This window comes from Rhodococcus globerulus (assembly GCF_019334125.1).
In the GTDB taxonomy this organism is placed as follows: domain Bacteria; phylum Actinomycetota; class Actinomycetes; order Mycobacteriales; family Mycobacteriaceae; genus Rhodococcus_F; species Rhodococcus_F globerula.
Map to the genome: position 1 here is coordinate 2,832,984 of NZ_CP079698.1, position 17,567 is coordinate 2,850,550.

At 61.9% G+C, this 17,567-nt stretch carries 15 protein-coding genes; 10 read left to right on the forward strand and 5 right to left on the reverse strand.

All coding sequences use genetic code 11. The features are described 5' to 3' along the window. Positions 1 to 279: 279 nt before the first annotated feature. Positions 280 to 1,977, reverse strand: a complete 1,698-nt coding sequence (locus KYT97_RS12825) for a 3-ketosteroid-delta-1-dehydrogenase (protein ID WP_033231617.1) — start codon at positions 1,975 to 1,977, stop codon at positions 280 to 282. Positions 1,978 to 2,120: 143 nt separating this feature from the next. Continuing rightward, complete coding sequence (locus KYT97_RS12830) at positions 2,121 to 3,557, reverse strand: MFS transporter (RefSeq protein WP_106939699.1); 1,437 nt, start codon at positions 3,555 to 3,557, stop codon at positions 2,121 to 2,123. 263 nt (positions 3,558 to 3,820) lie between these two features. Between KYT97_RS12830 and KYT97_RS12835 the strand changes: the two genes are divergently transcribed. Further along, complete coding sequence (locus tag KYT97_RS12835; RefSeq protein ID WP_106939700.1) at positions 3,821 to 4,075, forward strand: hypothetical protein; 255 nt, start codon at positions 3,821 to 3,823, stop codon at positions 4,073 to 4,075. A gap of 62 nt (positions 4,076 to 4,137) precedes the next feature. Here the strand turns inward: KYT97_RS12835 and KYT97_RS12840 are convergent, their stop codons facing one another. After that, positions 4,138 to 6,096 (reverse strand): ABC1 kinase family protein, encoded by a 1,959-nt coding sequence (locus KYT97_RS12840; RefSeq protein ID WP_245006101.1) that lies wholly within the window; start codon positions 6,094 to 6,096, stop codon positions 4,138 to 4,140. Between the two features lie 167 nt (positions 6,097 to 6,263). On the opposite strand from KYT97_RS12840, the gene KYT97_RS12845 reads away from it, so the two are divergent. Further along, on the forward strand, positions 6,264 to 6,722 hold the full coding sequence (locus KYT97_RS12845; RefSeq protein WP_052683332.1) for a hypothetical protein: 459 nt from the start codon (positions 6,264 to 6,266) through the stop codon (positions 6,720 to 6,722). Between the two features lie 32 nt (positions 6,723 to 6,754). On the opposite strand, the gene KYT97_RS12850 is transcribed toward KYT97_RS12845, so the two are convergent. Continuing rightward, a complete protein-coding gene (locus KYT97_RS12850) occupies positions 6,755 to 7,663 on the reverse strand; it encodes a hypothetical protein (protein WP_141485002.1) in 909 nt (302 codons plus the stop codon). A gap of 354 nt (positions 7,664 to 8,017) precedes the next feature. Between KYT97_RS12850 and KYT97_RS12855 the strand changes: the two genes are divergently transcribed. The 6 genes from KYT97_RS12855 to KYT97_RS12880 all read left to right on the forward strand — a co-directional run bounded on the left by KYT97_RS12855 (position 8,018) and on the right by KYT97_RS12880 (position 15,316). Beyond that, positions 8,018 to 8,578 (forward strand): hypothetical protein, encoded by a 561-nt coding sequence (locus KYT97_RS12855; protein WP_239654614.1) that lies wholly within the window; start codon positions 8,018 to 8,020, stop codon positions 8,576 to 8,578. After that, complete coding sequence (locus tag KYT97_RS12860) at positions 8,575 to 9,771, forward strand: PrsW family intramembrane metalloprotease (RefSeq protein ID WP_219112456.1); 1,197 nt, start codon at positions 8,575 to 8,577, stop codon at positions 9,769 to 9,771. Before KYT97_RS12855 ends, KYT97_RS12860 begins: the two co-directional genes overlap by 4 nt. A 357-nt stretch (positions 9,772 to 10,128) precedes the next feature. Then, positions 10,129 to 10,614, forward strand: coding sequence for a nuclear transport factor 2 family protein (locus KYT97_RS12865; protein ID WP_033231622.1), 486 nt, complete (start codon positions 10,129 to 10,131; stop codon positions 10,612 to 10,614). A gap of 36 nt (positions 10,615 to 10,650) precedes the next feature. Then, the gene (locus KYT97_RS12870; RefSeq protein WP_245006102.1) at positions 10,651 to 11,571 is read left to right on the forward strand and encodes a DUF6226 family protein; all 921 of its coding nucleotides are present in this window, start codon (positions 10,651 to 10,653) and stop codon (positions 11,569 to 11,571) included. 370 nt (positions 11,572 to 11,941) lie between these two features. Further along, positions 11,942 to 14,299 carry an arylsulfatase gene (locus KYT97_RS12875; protein ID WP_045064446.1) on the forward strand — a complete coding sequence of 786 codons (2,358 nt, stop codon included), beginning with the start codon at positions 11,942 to 11,944 and terminating at the stop codon, positions 14,297 to 14,299. Between the two features lie 42 nt (positions 14,300 to 14,341). Further along, entirely contained in the window at positions 14,342 to 15,316 is a 975-nt protein-coding gene (locus KYT97_RS12880) for an HAD family hydrolase (RefSeq protein ID WP_219112457.1), read from the forward strand. Positions 15,317 to 15,341: 25 nt separating this feature from the next. On the opposite strand, the gene KYT97_RS12885 is transcribed toward KYT97_RS12880, so the two are convergent. After that, a complete protein-coding gene (locus KYT97_RS12885; RefSeq protein WP_219112459.1) occupies positions 15,342 to 16,022 on the reverse strand; it encodes an SDR family NAD(P)-dependent oxidoreductase in 681 nt (226 codons plus the stop codon). Positions 16,023 to 16,124: 102 nt separating this feature from the next. On the opposite strand from KYT97_RS12885, the gene KYT97_RS12890 reads away from it, so the two are divergent. Together KYT97_RS12890 and KYT97_RS12895 are read left to right on the forward strand one after the other, a co-directional pair. Continuing rightward, a complete protein-coding gene (locus tag KYT97_RS12890) occupies positions 16,125 to 16,964 on the forward strand; it encodes a helix-turn-helix domain-containing protein (RefSeq protein ID WP_045064449.1) in 840 nt (279 codons plus the stop codon). A 166-nt stretch (positions 16,965 to 17,130) separates the two neighbouring features. After that, on the forward strand, positions 17,131 to 17,454 hold the full coding sequence (locus tag KYT97_RS12895; RefSeq protein ID WP_033231625.1) for a DUF1330 domain-containing protein: 324 nt from the start codon (positions 17,131 to 17,133) through the stop codon (positions 17,452 to 17,454). Positions 17,455 to 17,567 lie beyond the last annotated feature (113 nt).

Sequence of the window (17,567 nt, forward strand, 5' to 3'; positions counted from 1 at the left end):
GATCCGTATGTATGTATGGCAGGGGTACAGACGCTTTCCGATTCGGTCGTCACCGGATTGCCTGGCGAATTCGAGCATTGTCGGTGCCGCCGAGATCGGTGAGTGCACTGGACCACCACATACGTACCCAATCGGGCGTCTGCCAAGCAACAATCGAATCAAATCATCGAGAAGATGACGGTGCTCGGAGCCTTGCACGCCGAACGGGAGACCAGGGCACGTTCCGGCGTCGGAAACGTGCGCTGATCTCCCGTTCGGTGGTGCTATTGCTTGGCTGAACTACCGCTTCGCTGCGTGATGCGCTGCGATGTAGCCGTAAACCAGTCCCTGGCCGATCGTCGCGCCCGCGCCCGGGTAGGAGTGGCCGAACGCATTCGCAGCGGTGTTGCCGATCGCGTACAGCCCGTCGATGGAGCTGCCGTCCTCGCGGAGGACTCGAGCGTGGTCGTCGGCGCGCACGCCGCCGCACGTGCCGAGGTCACTCAATGTCATCTTCACCGCGTAGAGAGCGTTCTTGTCGAGCGGCCTCAGGTTCGGGTTCGGGGACACTGTCGGGTCGCCGTAGTACCGGTCGTATGCGCTTCCGCCGCGGCCGAATTCGCCGTCACTACCGGCTGCTGCGGCATCGTTGAACTTCTGGAACGCCTCAGCGAACGCATCTTCGGGCAGACCGGCCTTACGGGCGAGTTCGGTCGGGCTGCTCGCCTGATGCGCGATACCCTCCTCGAAGAACGACGGCGGAAGGGGCTGGCGCGGGAAGATGCCGCCGGCGAACACGTAGCTGTTGCGGTACTCCTGGTCGAAGACGATCCACATGGATTCTGCGGGGTCGCCCGCCTTCTCCCGGTCGAGCACACACTGACCGAACGTCATGTAGTCGGTGGCCTCGTTGACGAAGCGTCGACCGGTGTGGTCGACGATGAACGAGCCAGGCAGCGCACGCTCGGCGAGCATCACCATCGGTGGGCGTCCCTTGATGCTCGCGACCGCCGGGAACCACCACGACTGGTCCATCAAGCCGATGTCTGCGCCCAGTTCCTGCGCGACCTCGATAGCCTCGCCGGTGTTGCCCTCGGCGCCGAGGCTCTCGTGCTCACCGAGGCTCTCCGACTGGTACTTGTGGCGCCACTCCATGTTGTGATCGAAGCCGCCGGCGGCCAGCACGACACCGCGCCGGGCCGTCACAGTCACCTCACGTCCGTCTTGCACGACTACTGCACCGGTTACGCGGTCACCTTCGGTGATCAGCCGAACCAACGACGTTTCCGTCCACACCGGAATGCCTGCCTGAACCACACCGGCAAACAGGCCGGCGGCCAGCGCCTGACCGCCCGCAATGTATTCACGCTTGAGGACGTACTTACCGAAAACGCCCTGCGACAAGCGGCGGATAATGCGCGGGAAAGCCTTGGTGGGCTTCTTCGCCATCAGGTTCATCCACTTGTAGTCCGCACCGGTCACCGGCATCGGCAGCCCGGCTTCCATCAAACCGGGGCGCAGGCGGCCGCGTTCCTCTCCCAGCACCGAAGCGTCGAACGGCTGGCACTCGCAGGTGCGGCCTGCAGCGCTACCGCCCGGCAGTTCGGGGTGGTAGTCGGAGTATTCCTTGGCCCAGAAGAACTTCATGGGCGTCGTGCGGGAGAGCATGTCGATCGTGGCGCCACCATGGTCGACAAATGCCTCGCCACGTTCGGCTGGTGCCGTATCACCGACCACCGCACGCACATACGTCTTCGCGCGCTCAACGGTGTCGCCCGCATTGGCAGCTGCAAGTACCGGGTTGGCAGGCATCCAGAACGCCCCACCGGACCGCGCCGTCGAACCGCCCACGTACTGCGTCTTCTCCACGATCAGCGTGGACAAGCCGAGCTCGTTTGCGGTGAGGGCGGCAGCCATGCCGGTACCGGACCCGATTACCAGCAGGTCGACTGTGATGTCGTCGGCCCGTGTCGCGGGGGGTGCCTGATTCTTAGCCATTGAACAAATCCCTTCACGTGGTTTATCGAGGTAGAACGCTAGGGCAGGCGCAGCGCAAGATGGTCCGGATGCCCAGTCAGCGGGATTTTTTGCGCGGATTGTTAGTGCGTTGCGGCCGTCACAGCCGAATCATGACCTGCATGTCAGCGCTTTTCGTACCTGATCCCGAGAGCAAGAATGATCGTGACGACACACATAGCCACGAGCATCGCGCAGACAGCACCGAGCGCGGCAACTGTCGGTGTCGACGTTCCGGGAACCACGAGAGATGCGAGCAGAACTGTCGTAATCGACGTTCCGACGGCCATCGCTGCAGTTCGCACAACCGACTGACTACCGACGGTCTCGCTGGTGCTGTGTTCGGGAACGAATTCCACGAGGAGATTCGACAACGCCGTGTATGCAAAGGCCGTTGCGATCGAGACGACCACGATCAGCATTGTCATTCCGACTACTGAACCGTGGAACACGAGAAAACCGGAACATGCCCCGAGGAACAACGCGGTTCCGATCAGCAACGCGGTGCGGGCGCCGACCGACGCTGCCAATTTTCCGGCGAGCGGTGTGAACAACATGCCGACCATCGCGCCGATGAACGACAGGAGACCGGCGGTGGTGGGTGAAAGCCCGAGCCCGAACGGTGAGGTTTTCGGAGATTGCATGATGATCGGAATGAGCATGGTGACCACACCGATGGGACCGAGCCCGAGAGCGATCGTGCTGAGCATGGTCAAAGCAATGTTGCGTTCAGCAAGCAAGCGCAAGTTGACAATTGGGGATGCGCAGTTCAACTCCCACCTCACCCACCAGGCAAAGATGACGGCGCCGACGAGCAGGAGGCTGAGTACCCGAAGATCGTCCCAGCCCCACGACTTTCCTTGCGTGAGCCCCAACAAGATGGACGCCACTGCGACGGCTAGCGCCACTGCCCCAGCGAAATCAACGGGCTGTCGATGGTAAGTCCGACGGCGCCACGGCAATACAACTTCGACCAAGATGATGCAGACGACGGCGTAGGCGGCAGTGACGACAAAGATGTACCGCCAATCGCCGAGGTCGATGATCACACCCGCAACGACCAGCGATGCCGCACCGGCGGCGATAGCGGATCCGGCGATCAGCGCAACAGCCATCGCAACCTTCTCCACGGGCAGATGCTCGCGGGCCAAACCGATGCACAGCGGCAGAATCGCCCCCGCGACGCCCTGGATGGCACGCCCGATAATGATGCCCTCGAGCGTTCCGACCGCCATGCTCACAATCGAGCCGACTGTGGCGAATGCCAGTACGACCATCAGCACGCGTTCGCGCCCGTACATATCTCCGAGCCTGCCGCATACTGCAGCAGAGGATGCCGCGACCAGCAGGAACGCGGTGACGGACCATCCCACAGCCGAAGCGTCGGCGTCGAAGATCTCGGCGAAAGTCGGCAGCGCCGCATACATCATCGAAGTCTCGAATGCGCTGATCACCTCGACCGTGATCAGCACGGTCAGTATGAGCCAAACCGGTCGGGACCGTTCGTATCGACGTTCGGCGTAGCCTGCCAGCGGCCTAGTTGGTCTCACCGTTGTCCGCATTCATGCTCCTCTTGGGTCGATATCGCTCGAAAACGGTAACAATGTGACTCTTGATACAACTTTTCCATTCCGATCAGTGAGACTGCCTCGAAGGTGTATACGTCTCGTGCGCGAACGTACCCATTCTGCAGCGGAACAACCGCTCGGATGTGTCGAAGAGTTCGGTCGGCGGCATTACCCGATCCCTTCGCGCTAGCACCGACCAGCACCGATGCTCACGCGTCGTAGGAGTCGTAGAGTCGCGGGCAGAGATCAAGGAGGCGATGACGTTGAGCGCACAGTTCGATGACGAGACGACGACCAATCCCGACAACGAGTCACAGTCGCATAATCCCGCTGACGAACATTCATCCGGCGAGGTAATCACGCCCACCAAACGTGACCGTGAACTGTCCGAATTGGTGGACGGTCTCGAAGAACGTATCGCCGCCGAGCGCGAGGCGGCGGCGGTGCCCGGCAATGCCGCCGAACGGAAACGCACGACACGGACCGATCCCGACGACAAGGCACCGGACTGACTCCACCGCAACACATTCGCCCTGCGGGGAAATTGGGCAACGTTAACCCGGGAGGTGAGGTTTCACCGCCTGCCGTCGAGTGTGAACAAACGGAACACGGTCCGCATGCACAGAACGACTCCTACGAAGCCCAGTACCGCACTCACGAGTGCGTAGCCCGACAGCTGAGGTGTGAGTTGTGGTCCGCCAGGTACGAACAGCAGGATCGCCGCGACAATCAGCGCGGTAACTCCAGCCGCCATTCCCAGGGCGTTGTTCGCCGACCGTCGGAGCCATCGTCTGTCGTCGGGGTGTGCGACAGAACGGGTGCGGAGAGTGAAACTTCCCGACGCGAGGGAGGTTGCGATCTGGTCGAGCTGACCAGGAAGACGCCTGACCACCGCGGTTGTGACCGCCGTCGTCGACAGGATTGCCTGCGCGGCTGCAGTCGGGCTGGCGACCTGGGTCAACAGTCGGGGTACTTCGGCTCGAACAGCAGCGACGAGGTCGATCTGCGGATCCAGGAGCCGGAGGGCGCGCTCCAATGACGCGAGTGAACGGAATGCGGCGGCAACGTCTCCCGGCACTCCTATTCGATGATCTCGAAGCACGGTGAACATTCGCGCGAACGATGCCATGGAAACATTGGGTTGAACACTGAGCAGGGTGATCTCGCGGCCCACCTGGTGTCGCAGCGCTCCGCGTTCCACATCGGCCGGTACGTCGAATGCCATCAACATCGCGTCGACAGTTGCCACCGGATCACCTGCGAGGGCGGCGTTGAGGAGCACGGCGAACAAGATCCGTGTCTCGCCGTCCAGAACACCCACTGCGCCGAAGTCGAGGAGCCCGACCCGGCCGTCATCGAGGATCATGATGTTTCCGGGGTGCAGGTCCGCGTGGAACACCCCGTGGACAAAGATCCCGTCGAGTAGTGACGCAAGAAGTTCGTTGGCAATGCTGCTGCGGGTGTCGCGATCGAGGCCGGTGAGCGCGGCCTCACCGTCGGAAAGCGGTGTGCCGTGAAGACGTTCCATCACGAGCACCCGTCCGCTACTGAGGTCGAGGTAGACGTGCGGAACGACGATTTCCGGGCGGTTCGCCATGGTGGAGGCAATCGCGCCGGTATTCGCTGCCTCGGTACGGTAGTCGAGCTCTTCGAGCAGCGACGTGACGAGCCCGCCGGCGAGTCGGTGAACGCCGATATCGCGTGCCCAGGGAAAACGGGTCTCCGCGAGGGATGAAACGCGAAGGAAGATATCGCAATCCACGCTCACTTGTGCGCTCGCATCGGGGCGTTGAACCTTCACCACGACGTCGACGCCTTCAGTGGAGCGCGCGGAATGTACCTGTGCGACAGAGGCAGCGGCGAATGGTTCCACTTCGAACGACGCGAACACCGCTTCGGGGACGTCGCCGAGTTCCGATGCCAGCAGCCCTGCAATGCGGTCAGGATCGGCCGGCCGAGCCGAACTTTGGAGCGTCGAGAGAGCGCGAGCGAGCTCGGGTGGCACGAGGTCGTCTCGTGTGCCGAGGATCTGTCCCAACTTGACGAAAGTGACTCCGCATCGGTTGACGATCTCCACCAGCGCGTCCCCGAACTGAGGTGCGGACGGTCCGGCGCGGAGAGCCGACCCACCTCCCGCTCGCATGAAGATACCCACGATCTGGGCGTACCGCTTTGTTCGGCGCCACGATTTTCGGCTGCGCCGCAGTGCTTCTGGCACACCGGGTACGGACCCCGTAGGAATGACAACTTCAAGGAAGACCAACGCGGCCAGGCACGCCGCGAAAACCCAGAGCGCGGCGACTCCGAAGAAGGTGAGCGCAATTCCCTCGCTCACCAGTAGTTGACCGTCCGGGCTCGCAATTCCGTCGAGCGTTGCGACGTAGCTCGCCAGCGAAACACCCACCGAGAGCGCTATCACCGAGACCACCAGTGTTCGCGGCCACCCGACTTTCGCCCCCAGCGTTCGTCGCATGGCGACCGCGAGTGCTGCGGCAAGAATCGGCGTCGCGATAATCCAGACGATCAAGTCCATGGCGGTAGCGTAGAGGTTCACCACCTGCGTTTCATCCGGGAAAACCCCGAGTCCACCAAGTTCGAATTAAGGTGCCGGCGGCGTCGATTCCACCCGCGCCAATACCGGAAGGCTCGGGTACCGAATCGATCGGCCTCACTGCGACACGGGCACTTTAAGCTGATCTCGTGACGACACACTCCGGCTCCGCAATCGTTGACGAAACGCTCGGCACTTTTGTCCGCGGGCATCACATCTTGTCCGACGGCGTGCGATTGGACGACGACTACTTCAGTCTGACCCGCAACATCGACGGGCGGGACGTTGGATTCATCGCCCACTCCGTCGACTCCGACGCCGTACGCGGCATGCTCCCCCGCTTGCACCATGTCTTCGATCAACTCCAACGCCTCCATCGCCAGGCCGCCGAAGCGGTCGTCTACGAGTTCAGCGAGGACCCTACTTCCACGGAAGAACTCGACGACGCACTACGAGACCTGGCACTCGACGCAGTGGAGGTATTTCCCGACAACGAAGTCGTCCTTGATCTGGCAGATACGTGCGGTTCACACTTCATGGACGGATACTGGCCGGCGGTCCGATTCAACGGCGACGACAACGTCGTCAAGGTAACTGTCGAATCCTGAGGGCGACTCGGAACGTCGGAAAAAGTTGGCGTTCACTCGAAATAGGACGCATAGTCGCTGAAAGGAACCTGGCCGGTAGGGCTCGACGTTATCGCGTCGGCAACCGCCGAAGGAATGGGAGCCCACTGGGCAGGCATCGCAGCCGCCAGGGAGGGCTTCAATATGTAGAGCAGCGCAAAGTTCACTATCCAAAGCGGCGGCGCCATCGACATACCGACCTCTGAACTCGCACCTCCCTTGGTGTTGGTCACCAGTTGCGCTGTGCCCGACATCTGTTGCGATGCAAAGCCATAGACCGCTTGCACTGTGTACGCCGACTGATAGAGCGCAACCAGGGTTTGTGTTGCGCCGTTGTTCCTCATCCATGTGCCCACAAATCCGCCTGGAGCGATCAAGGAGTTCACCTGCCTCGTCGGCGCGTCCGCGTTGGCCGGACTCTCCAGCAGCCCAATGGAATTCACGTACAGCCCGTAGCTGGCCAGAACCGACGACGTGACGTTGCCGTCGTTTGTGGAATAGAGGGGACGCCCGTTTGTATTGGTGAGGATCCGGGCGCATTCGTCGATAATCTCGGCGGCCTCGCGACTGCCGCCGACCCCACCGCCCGTGACGAGGTCGCGATACTGCTGCTCCGACAACGCATCCTCGCTGTCGAGCCCGATCTGGGCGGCAATCTCGTCCGCCGCTTGCTGACCGAGTGGCTGGTTGAGCTGATCCGGGCTGGTCATCTGCGGCGGTGCCAGGTGCTCGTAGCCAGGGGCCCCGGAAAACGGGATCGCGAACCCGGTGTCGACGGTTCCTGCGGCCGGTTCGCTGCTGGCAGTCTGGGGAACTGCCAGAGAAACGAGGCAGGCTCCGACCAGTGCCAGCACCGAGACGCCCTTGCGGCGGGCTCGCACTCCGCATCGATGTCCCGAACTCGTCAAACCTATGCCATACATGCGGCGACCTCCCAGAACACTGTCGGGCGATTCAACACGAGCGCGCATCTCAGTCAAACGCCGTAACTGACGCTGTGTCAAGGACCACGTCGTCAAGGAGCACGTCGACTCACGCAAGATGCGCGATCGCATAACCCGGACTGCCCGCTGTGCCGCCGTTCTCGGTGGGCGGTAGGTGACGGCACGCACTCCGTTCCCGCCATTCGTCCCATTTCTGGGATAGTCAATACACATTCGGCACAATGGGAACGAGGAATTTTGAGCATTATCGGGAGTATCCCGTCGAAACACGAACACAGAACGCATCGACGACGGCCACCAGTCGATCACCGCTTCCTCGGGTTCGACACACGCGTGTTTCCGCACGCAGTCGCAATTCTGGCCGTGTGGCTGCTGTGGGTTGTGATCGTTCCGGCCATCGATTCCGCTGTGTCGTCGGAAGATCCGACAGTTGCCGGCGACCGCCTGGCTGTGACCGAGTCGGTGTCGTTCACTGTGCCCGCGGGCTGGAATATCAATAGCGGCTTCCTCATCGACCAACGCAGTGCGTCCGGTTCCGTGCCGAGGGTGGAATTGACCGGTGGCAGCGTGAGTTTCGTCGTCGACGCTGACGACTTCACCGGCACCGCCGACGAACTTCTCTCACAGGTCGACGCCGTAAGTCTTGCGACAAACGGAAGCTCTGTACTCGCCATCTCCAGCCCACCGCAGCCAGTCACCACCGATGGTGGCTTGACCGGCGTCCAGATTCGCTTCGATACGCCCCGCGCCGCGGGTTCGATGGCGACTTTTGTCGTCGGCGACAAGGGAATTCGGGTGCAAGTGGTCGGTCCGCCCGACCAGATTGCAAGTCACAGTCAAGAAATCGCCGATATGATCGCGTCATTCGGCACCACTGAGGGAGATACCAAGTGAGCGCCGACCTGCTCGAGACACGCTCCCAAGCACTAGAGGCGACGGCGTGGGGCGAGAAGTTCCGGTTTATCCAGCCGCGCAACGTCGTGTTCTGGATATACCTGTGGATGTGCGGCGTCGGCGTGGTCAAAGCCTGGCAGATGTTCGCGCCCTATTCGGGATACTTCGGGCAAGCACTCCTTGTCGCCGGCGTCGTCTCCGTAATCAGTGCTGCGGTGTGGACATGGTGGTTCCGGCACATCGACCGGTACGAACGCCAACCCGTGGGATTGGTACTCACCGGCTTCGTCTGGGGAGCCTCCGCGGCGACGTTCACCATCGCGATCTCCGGTAACTCCGCACTCGGTTCGCTCTACTCGAAGCTGTTCGGACAGGTTTGGGCGGAGGATTGGCAAGCCGGACTCTCGGCGCCGTTCGTGGAGGAAACCGCGAAAGGCATCGGCATTGTTGTCCTCCTCGCTCTTGCGCCGCGACTGGTCCGCACCGCAACCGACGGACTGCTACTCGGCGCGTTCATCGGCCTGGGATTTCAAACCAGCGAGGACTTCTTGTACTCGGTTGTCGGTGCGACACAAGGTTTCGGCGCGCACCAGACCGACGGGCTGATCGGTTCCATTGCGCTTCGCGCATACTCCGACATCGTTTCGCATCCTCTCTTCACCGCACTGTTCTGTGCCGGAGTCATTTATCTGATCGGCACCCCGGCACAACCTCGCAGAATCAGACGCGGGCTGGCGTTGATCGTGGCCCCGATTCTGATTCACGGCGTATGGGACTCGATGCTGGCACTCGCCGGCGGCAACTCATCCATCGTGTTGGTCGTCATGGTCGGCGACATCATCTTCGCCTTGACGGCATTGTGGATCGCATTTGTCTGGGCGCACCCACGCGAGTCCCATTTCGTCCGTGATGTTCTCGCTCCGGAAATCGAATCCGGAGTGTTGACCGACGACGAAGTTACTGCTGCCGGTGGGTGGCGACAACAGCGCGCTTACGTCAGAGCCGCACAGACCCGCCCCGAGCGACGCCAACGACGTCATATCGTTCGCGCTGCATTGGATCTGTGTGGGGACCTCGCTGTCAGCAAGGGTCTCGACAGTCCCGAAGTTGTCGAAGCACGCAACGAGATCACTCGCCTCCGACACGGAATTGCCGCAGGCTCGCAGTCCTCGGTGGGGACTAGCTCCGCGTAAGAACGGCGGGTTGTGCCGCAACAATCTGGGCGCCTGATCAATCACATTGATCAGGCGCCCAGCTCTATCCGCAGGCAGGACCACTGATGGTTCTCAATGATGTTCCCTACCAAGTGGATAGCTCTGACGTACACCGAACTCGGCGGCTCGGTAATACCTTGTCCATTCACCGGGACGTAGAAAGGCAAATACTCGTCGAGATAGGCCATCGACTCCGACCCCGTCCCGGTCTCCGACATCGACCACACAAGTCGAGCGCTGCCTTGCTACTGTCCGGACCGCAACATCGAATTCGCTGACACGCGTGCATGTACTACCCGAGGTCGGCCGCAACACTAACCACACCAAGGAGACCCGATGACCGATATCACCGCGCTGGTCCACTCACTCCTCGAACGAGTGCAAATACTCGAAGACGAGATTGCGATCCAGAAACTCGTGACGGCATACGGTCCCGCCGTCGACGCCGGAGAGGCGGACAAGGTCGGTGCGATGTGGACTGAGGATGCGGTGTACGACATCGATATTCGTACCCTGAACGGTCGCGCCGAGATCGCCGAGATGGTCCGCACCACACCACACCAGGACTACATCAACACCGGTTGCGGCCATATTCTCGCCCCGCTCAACATCGTCGTCGACGGAGACAAGGCTACTGCGACGGGCCATTCCCAATTGCTACGGCGCAACGAAGGCGAGGATTCCTTCCGCGTGTGGCGTGTCGCGGCGAACCGGTTCGATCTCGTCAAGACGGAGGGCGAGTGGAAGATCAAGCAGCGCACGACCCGGCTACTCGACGGAAGTTCTCCCGCGCGCGACCTGCTTGCCCGAGCCGGCAACTGATCAAAATTCTCGGCTGTCAAAGATAGCGTCGCCACAATGACTGGCACCGCGCTGAGCGGGCGCGTGAAAAGGCTGTCGACGGGTAATGTCCATGCGATGGCTACAGATCCGGCAAGGTCATGGTGGGAGCGATGCAACGACGGCGTCCGCAGCATGCACGAAACCGGCTGGGGCGAGAGCACTTCGGTGCTCTCGCGAGAGATCTGCGAACTACTCGACGATGTCGACGAGCAATTCGCCCTCACCGGCGCACACACTCCTGAGTGGCCGAACCCGTACAAGGATGGCCCCGATCGGGCCGAGGCAGACTACGAGCGTTCCACCAACCCGGAGAAGTACCTGATCGTGGTCGCGAGAGTGCAGGCGTGGACAACGGTTCTCCTCGACCGGGACTGGGCGCGAGAAGCATCACCTGTGCGGTGGGCGCTTCGCCCTTTCGATTCCGGCGGAGCCGACACCGTTCTCGAACCTACCGCCGACGGCGCCGTCCCACTGATTTTGACGACGCACACTCCGGTGGACTCCAACCATCCGTTCAACATCTCGATCAGCGCAGGCGATCCGGCGGTGTGCTTGGCATCGATTCCCGACTGTGCCTGCGACGGGTGTGACAGCGGGTCAGCCACACTGCTCGAGGAAATCGACACATGGGTGCTGTCTGTCGTCGACGGCTCGCTCCACGTCGACGTTGCCGGTAATTACTCCTCAGTTCGCACATCCTTTGGTACCCGAGGCAGCACGGTCCAGAATCTCGACGGACCTACAGAATTCACAGCCGCACCGTGGCCCGCGAACTGGACGGCACGCCCGCTGGCGTCCCAGATCAGGACTGCGCACCCCGATCCCCCATTCCCGCGAACGGTGTTCGGAACTGCTGCCCGGGAGGGCTTCCGTCGACTCTTACGCAAGCCTGGCGTTGCGGGTGCATCGCAAATCTACTGGCGCACAGACGAATAGAAACGGAAGATGACCCACCTCGAGTTCGGGGCTCTGGCCCCGGCCCGAATCAGGGTTATTGCATGCGCCCGGATATCGAACACTTCGGCCAGTCCACAGAAGCATGGTCCAATCGCGAACTTCACGCGCGCCTGGGAAGCCTGCGCGGCGCAGGTTTCATCGTCAGCCGAGAAAGCGAAACCAGCATCCCTAGTGGCTTGACCAATTCTCATGCAGCCCAGCATGAATCGCGGCTGACGAAGATCCGTCTCGCTCCACGCGACTCACGGCGGGCAGGCTGTTCAAGTAACGGGAGATTACAAGCCCTGTTCACGTCGGGGTGATGGTGGTGTAGTGGATAGGTGGGGGAACCCGACATGAGGAGCAGACAATGGCCAAGGCATTCAGGGGCGTGGTCAACCTCGACATACGAGACTCCGTCCCGGACTGGGGCCCGTACGAGCAGCCTAAAGCACCGCCAGGCTCACCGAACGTGCTGTACATCGTCCTCGACGACGTCGGATTCGGCGCGCTCGGCTGTTACGGAGGCCCGATTGAGACGCCGAAGATCGACAAGATCGCAGCACGCGGACTGCGCTACGGGCAGTGGCACACCACAGCCCTGTGCTCGCCGACTCGGTCCTGCCTACTGACGGGCCGTAATCACACAACCAACGGGATGGCCTGCATCAGTGAAGCGGCCATCGGATTTCCGAGCGCAAACGGGCACATTCCACCGCAGTGCGCCACCCTCGCCGAGGTCCTCGTCGAGCAGGGTTTCAGCACTGCAATGGTAGGCAAGTGGCACCTGTGCGCCGAGGACGAGATGAATCTCGCTTCCACCAAACATAATTGGCCGATCGGCCGCGGCTTCGACCGCTTCTACGGCTTCCTCGGCGCCGAGACCAACCAGTGGTATCCCGACCTGATCCACGACAACCACCCCGTCCAGCAACCGGCCACACCGGAGGAGGGCTACCACTTCAGCGTCGACATCACCGACAAAGCTATTCAGTACTTCGACGACGTCAAGGCAATCGCTCCCGAACGGCCGGTTTTCCTCTACTACGCCCCGGGGTGCGCGCACGCCCCGCACCAAGTACCGCGTGAGTGGGCCGACCGCTATCGGGGCCGGTTCGACGACGGCTACGAGGCGATGCGCGAGCAGATCCTGGCCCGGCAGAAGGAAATGGGCCTTGTCCCCGCCGACACCGAGCTACCGCCCCTCAATCCGATCGGCACTCCCGACTCGCGCACCGGCCCAGACGGACAGCCATTCCCACCACTGGATTTCACACGCCCCTGGGATACCCTCTCCGCCGACGAGAAGCGACTGTTCGCCCGGATGGCAGAGGTATATGCGGGTTTCTTGTCCCACTGCGACAACCAGATCGGCCGACTACTGGACTACCTCGAACAGGTCGAGCAACTCGACAACACCATCATCATGCTGGTCTCCGACAACGGCGCCAGTGGCGAGGGGGGTCCGAACGGCTCGGTAAACGAGAACAAAATCGCTAATGGCGTGCCGGACGATCTTGCTGAAAACCTCTCCATGCTGGACGAACTCGGGAGTACCAAGACCTACAACCACTACCCGAACGGGTGGGCGATGGGCTTCAATGCCCCGTTCAAGATGTGGAAGCGATACTCGTTCAACGGCGGAACCTGCGACCCGTGCATCATCTCGTGGCCGGCCGGGATTGCCGCCCGAGGGGAAACCCGTGATCAGTACCACCACGCCATCGATCTGGTTCCGACCGTGTTGGACTGCCTCGGACTCGAACTGCCCGACGCCGTGAAGGGTTACACCCAGCATCCGTTGCAGGGCGTGAGCATGCGCTACAGCTTCGACGCTGCCACCATCCCGACAGCCAAACACACTCAGTTCTACTCGATGCTCGGCACCCGAGGCATCTGGCACGACGGCTGGAAGGCCGTCACCACCCACCCGGCGATCAGTGGCTGGGGCCGGTTCCCCGAGGACACTTGGGAGCTCTACCACACCCAGATCGACAGATCCGAGCTGCACGACCTCGCCGCCGAGGAGCCCGGGAGGCTCGCCGAGCTGGTGGGCCTGTGGTTCCACGAAGCCGGCGCCAACCAGGCATTTCCGCTCGACGACCGCTCGGCTGTCGAGATCCTCACCACCCCTCGCCCGCAGCTTGCGGCTCCGCGTAACCGCTACATCTACCGGGCGGGTGGCGCCGAGGTCCCCGAGTCCGTTGCCGTCAACATTCGCAATCGCTCCTACTCGATCGGCGCGTTGGTCGATCTCCCGAACCCAGGGGCATCCGGGGTGCTCTTCTCGCACGGCAGCCGCTTCGGCGGCCACTCCCTCTATGTCAAGGACAACCGCCTGCACTACGTCTACAACTTCCTCGGCAGCGAACAGCAGCGGATTGTCGCCGGCGAGGATCTGCCGACCGGCGAGAACCTGATCCTGGCCGCCACCTTCGACAAAGACGGTGAGGATCCGCCCGGCACGGCCCACGGCACCCTCGGCCTGTTCTACGGTGACCGGAAGGTCGGCGAGGGCCGAATCCGAACTCAGCCAGGCAAGTTCAGCATCGCAGGCGAAGGTCTCAGCGCCGGTCGGGCCATCGGGGAACCCGTCACCGATGACTACCCGGGCACCGCACCGTGGGCGTTCACCGGCGGCTCCCTGAACCGGATCGTCGTAGACGTCAGTGGAGAACCCTACGTCGACCTCGAACGCGAAGCCGCGGCCATGCTTTCCCGCGAATAGCAGGACCGCTGCGGAGTGGCAACATCGAGGAGGAATCAGGTTATGCCCGAACACGTTCGATCCGATCTGGACACCGGCGGACAGATCGGTGATCCGCTCCCCAGTTGGCACGACGGTCCGAGTAAGCAAGCAATCCTTGAGTTCGTCGGCCGGGTGACAGATGCCGGCGGGCCAGGCGGCGTCTCCGCCGAAGAGCGAATCGCGGTGTTCGACAACGACGGAACGCTGTGGTGCGAGAAACCGATGCCCATTCAGCTCGACTTCATCCTGCGCCGTCTCGTGGCCATGACTGAGGAGGACCCAGCTCTAGGCACCCGCCAACCGTGGCTCGCGGCCGCCACCCGTGACTACGGCTGGTTCAGCGCTGTCATCGCCGATCACTACCGCGGCAACAATAGCGGGGTGAAGGTGTTCGCCAAAGGGGTGTTGATGGCGTACGCCGATATCACCGTGGAAAAGTTCGAGGCCCTGGCTGACCAATTCTTGTGCACGACAGACCATCCCACCCTAGGACGCACCTATCTGACGTGTGGCTACGTGCCGATGATCGAGTTGCTCCGGTACCTCGACGCGAACAAGTTCCACAATTACATCGTCTCCGGCGGTGGGCGTGACTTCATGCGACCGATCAGCCAGGGCATGTACGGGGTTCCCCGTCAGCGAGTCATCGGCAGCAGTGCGTCACTGGTATGGAAAGCCGACGGCCGCGGCGGCACGCTCGTCCATAAACCTGCATTGGACGTGTTGGTCGACGGCCCCGAGAAGCCGGTCCGAATCTGGAGCCGTGTCGGGAGACGGCCCATCCTCGCCGCCGGGAACAGCAACGGCGATATCCCGATGTTGCAGTTCTCGGAGCGAGCAGACCTCCCATCGTTGCAAATACTTGTACAGCACGATGATTCACGTCGCGAGTTCGACTATCGGGAGGGTGCCGAGCAGGCATTCGAACTCGCGGATGCCCGGGCTTGGACCACAGTAAGCATCGAAAACGACTGGAGTGCCGTGTTCCCGAGCTGACCGTAGGGCGCTCAACGGCAACAGTTCAGTAGTCGATATCGCCGTTGCGGTTGAAGAACTTTCCGGTGGGTCCACCGGTGCCTAGTTGGGCCAACATCACCGTCGCATCAGTGCCTTCGGTGATGGTCTGGTGTCCACGGTGGCCGTTGAAGTCGGTACTGGTGTAGCCCGGATCGCTGGCATTGATCCGAAATTCCGGCAGGTTCTTCGCGTATTGGAGAGTCAAAGCGATCACAGCCGCCTTCGAGCTCGCGTACGGCACGGCCCGCACAAAGTGCTCATCGGTACCGGGGGTGGCCAGCGAGCGGGCGAAGCCGACTCCGGATGCGACATTGACGATCACCGGATTCGACGAGCGTCGCAACAACGGAAGCGCGGCCTGCGTAAGACGCACGACACCAAGGACATTCGTGTCGAATACTTCCTGCATGGCGTCGACGTCGAGATCGTCGACGCTGAAAGACCTGCCAAGGACGCCGGCGTTATTTACCAGAACGTCGAGCTCGGGCAGCTGCGCGAGCGCCGCCTCGATGCTGCGCTGATCCGTGACGTCGAGTTGGACGGGGTGAGCGCCGAGGTTCTGCACCTCGGCAGCTGAAGCCAGGTCCCGCATCCCGGCGTAGACGGTGTGGCCGGCGTCGATGAGCCGTCGCGCGGTCTCCAGTCCGAGGCTGCGGTTGGCTCCTGAAATAAGTGTCGTAGTCATGTCCACAACGCTCGCTCAACTACGGTGCGCGCACCAGGCACCGATCGACGGTGGGACCAGCAGTACTACCCACTGCGCGCCCACAGCGAGCAGGATGAGGGCATGGACGAGTTCGCAAGTGTGCTGCGCGCCTGGCGTGACCGTGTGCAGCCTGAGCACGTCGGTCTGCCACCAGGTACAGGTCGGCGTGCCCGAGGGCTTCGCCGGGAAGAGCTCGCGATGCTCGCCGGAGTCAGCGTCGACTACATCGTGCGCCTCGAGCAAGGCCGGGCAACCAATCCCTCGGCGCAACTGCTCGGCGCGCTCGCGCGGGCATTGCGCCTGACCGACGAAGAGCGCGACCACCTGTATCGAGTCGCCGGAGTCGCTACTCCGACGCCTGCCTCATTGCCGCGCCACGTGGGTCCGAGCGTCCAGCGGATCGTGGACCGTCTCGGCGACGTGCCGGTCGGCGTCTTCAGCGCCGCGCATGACCTCCTGTTGTGGAATCCGCTCTGGGCAGCACTGCTCGGCGATCCCTCACTGTTGGCCGGGTTTCAGCACAATCTTGTCTGGCGGGTTTTCACCGAGGAGAACACACGTGTCACTCATACCGCCGTCGGAGAAGACGAATTCAGAGCGGATCTGGTCGCGGACTTGAGATCCGCAGTGGGGCGCTATCCCGACGACGCACCGCTCAGGGACCTCGTCGACCGCCTCCTTTCCGAATCCGACGAGTTTGCAGCGCATTGGGAGCAAGCACACGTAGCCCTGCACCGGTCCAGCCGAAAGACAGTGCATACCCGCACTGTTGGCGACATCACCGTTGACTGCGATGTTCTCAGCGCGCCCGGTAGCGGCGACCTGCGGATCGTCGTCTACACAGTCGCGCCCGGATCCGCCGACGCAGCCAAGCTTGATCTGCTTCGTGTCGCCGGATTGCAGGACCTGACGCATCACTGACGAACACGGCGACACACTCATACGTAGGACAGCACATTACCCCTGAGGTAATCGACGCGGCGCCGTTGCTCCTGCAACACTCGATTCCAGAGCGAATCTAGCTGAACGTTACTGAGAGACAAACGATTAGTTATACACGCGCTCCTCCGAGAGGCAGGAACCAGACATGACTGAAAGCTACGTAGTTGGCATCCTCAACAACGTCGCCATGGGAGACGACATCACCGAATACCTCCAACGCATCGACAGCACCCTCACACCGTTCGAGGGCCGCTTCATCATCCACGGAGGCTTGCCTGACGTCCGCGAGGGACAGTGGTCAGGCGATCTCATCATCCTCCGATTCCCCACGTCCGCTGCGGCCCAACACTGGTATACATCGGACGCCTACCAAGCTATCGCTCCGCTTCGAATCAATAACTCGACTGGCACCGTGGCCTTTTTCGAAGGCGTAAACCAAAACCACCGAGCAACCGACATCCTGATCTGACCGAATCTCAAACCTATTCCCCTGCAGACTTACTCGAGTTCCCCGAGCCGCACTCGATGCAAATCGAATGTGCCCGATATGCCTATTGATTCGAATAGACGTTCGAGTATAAT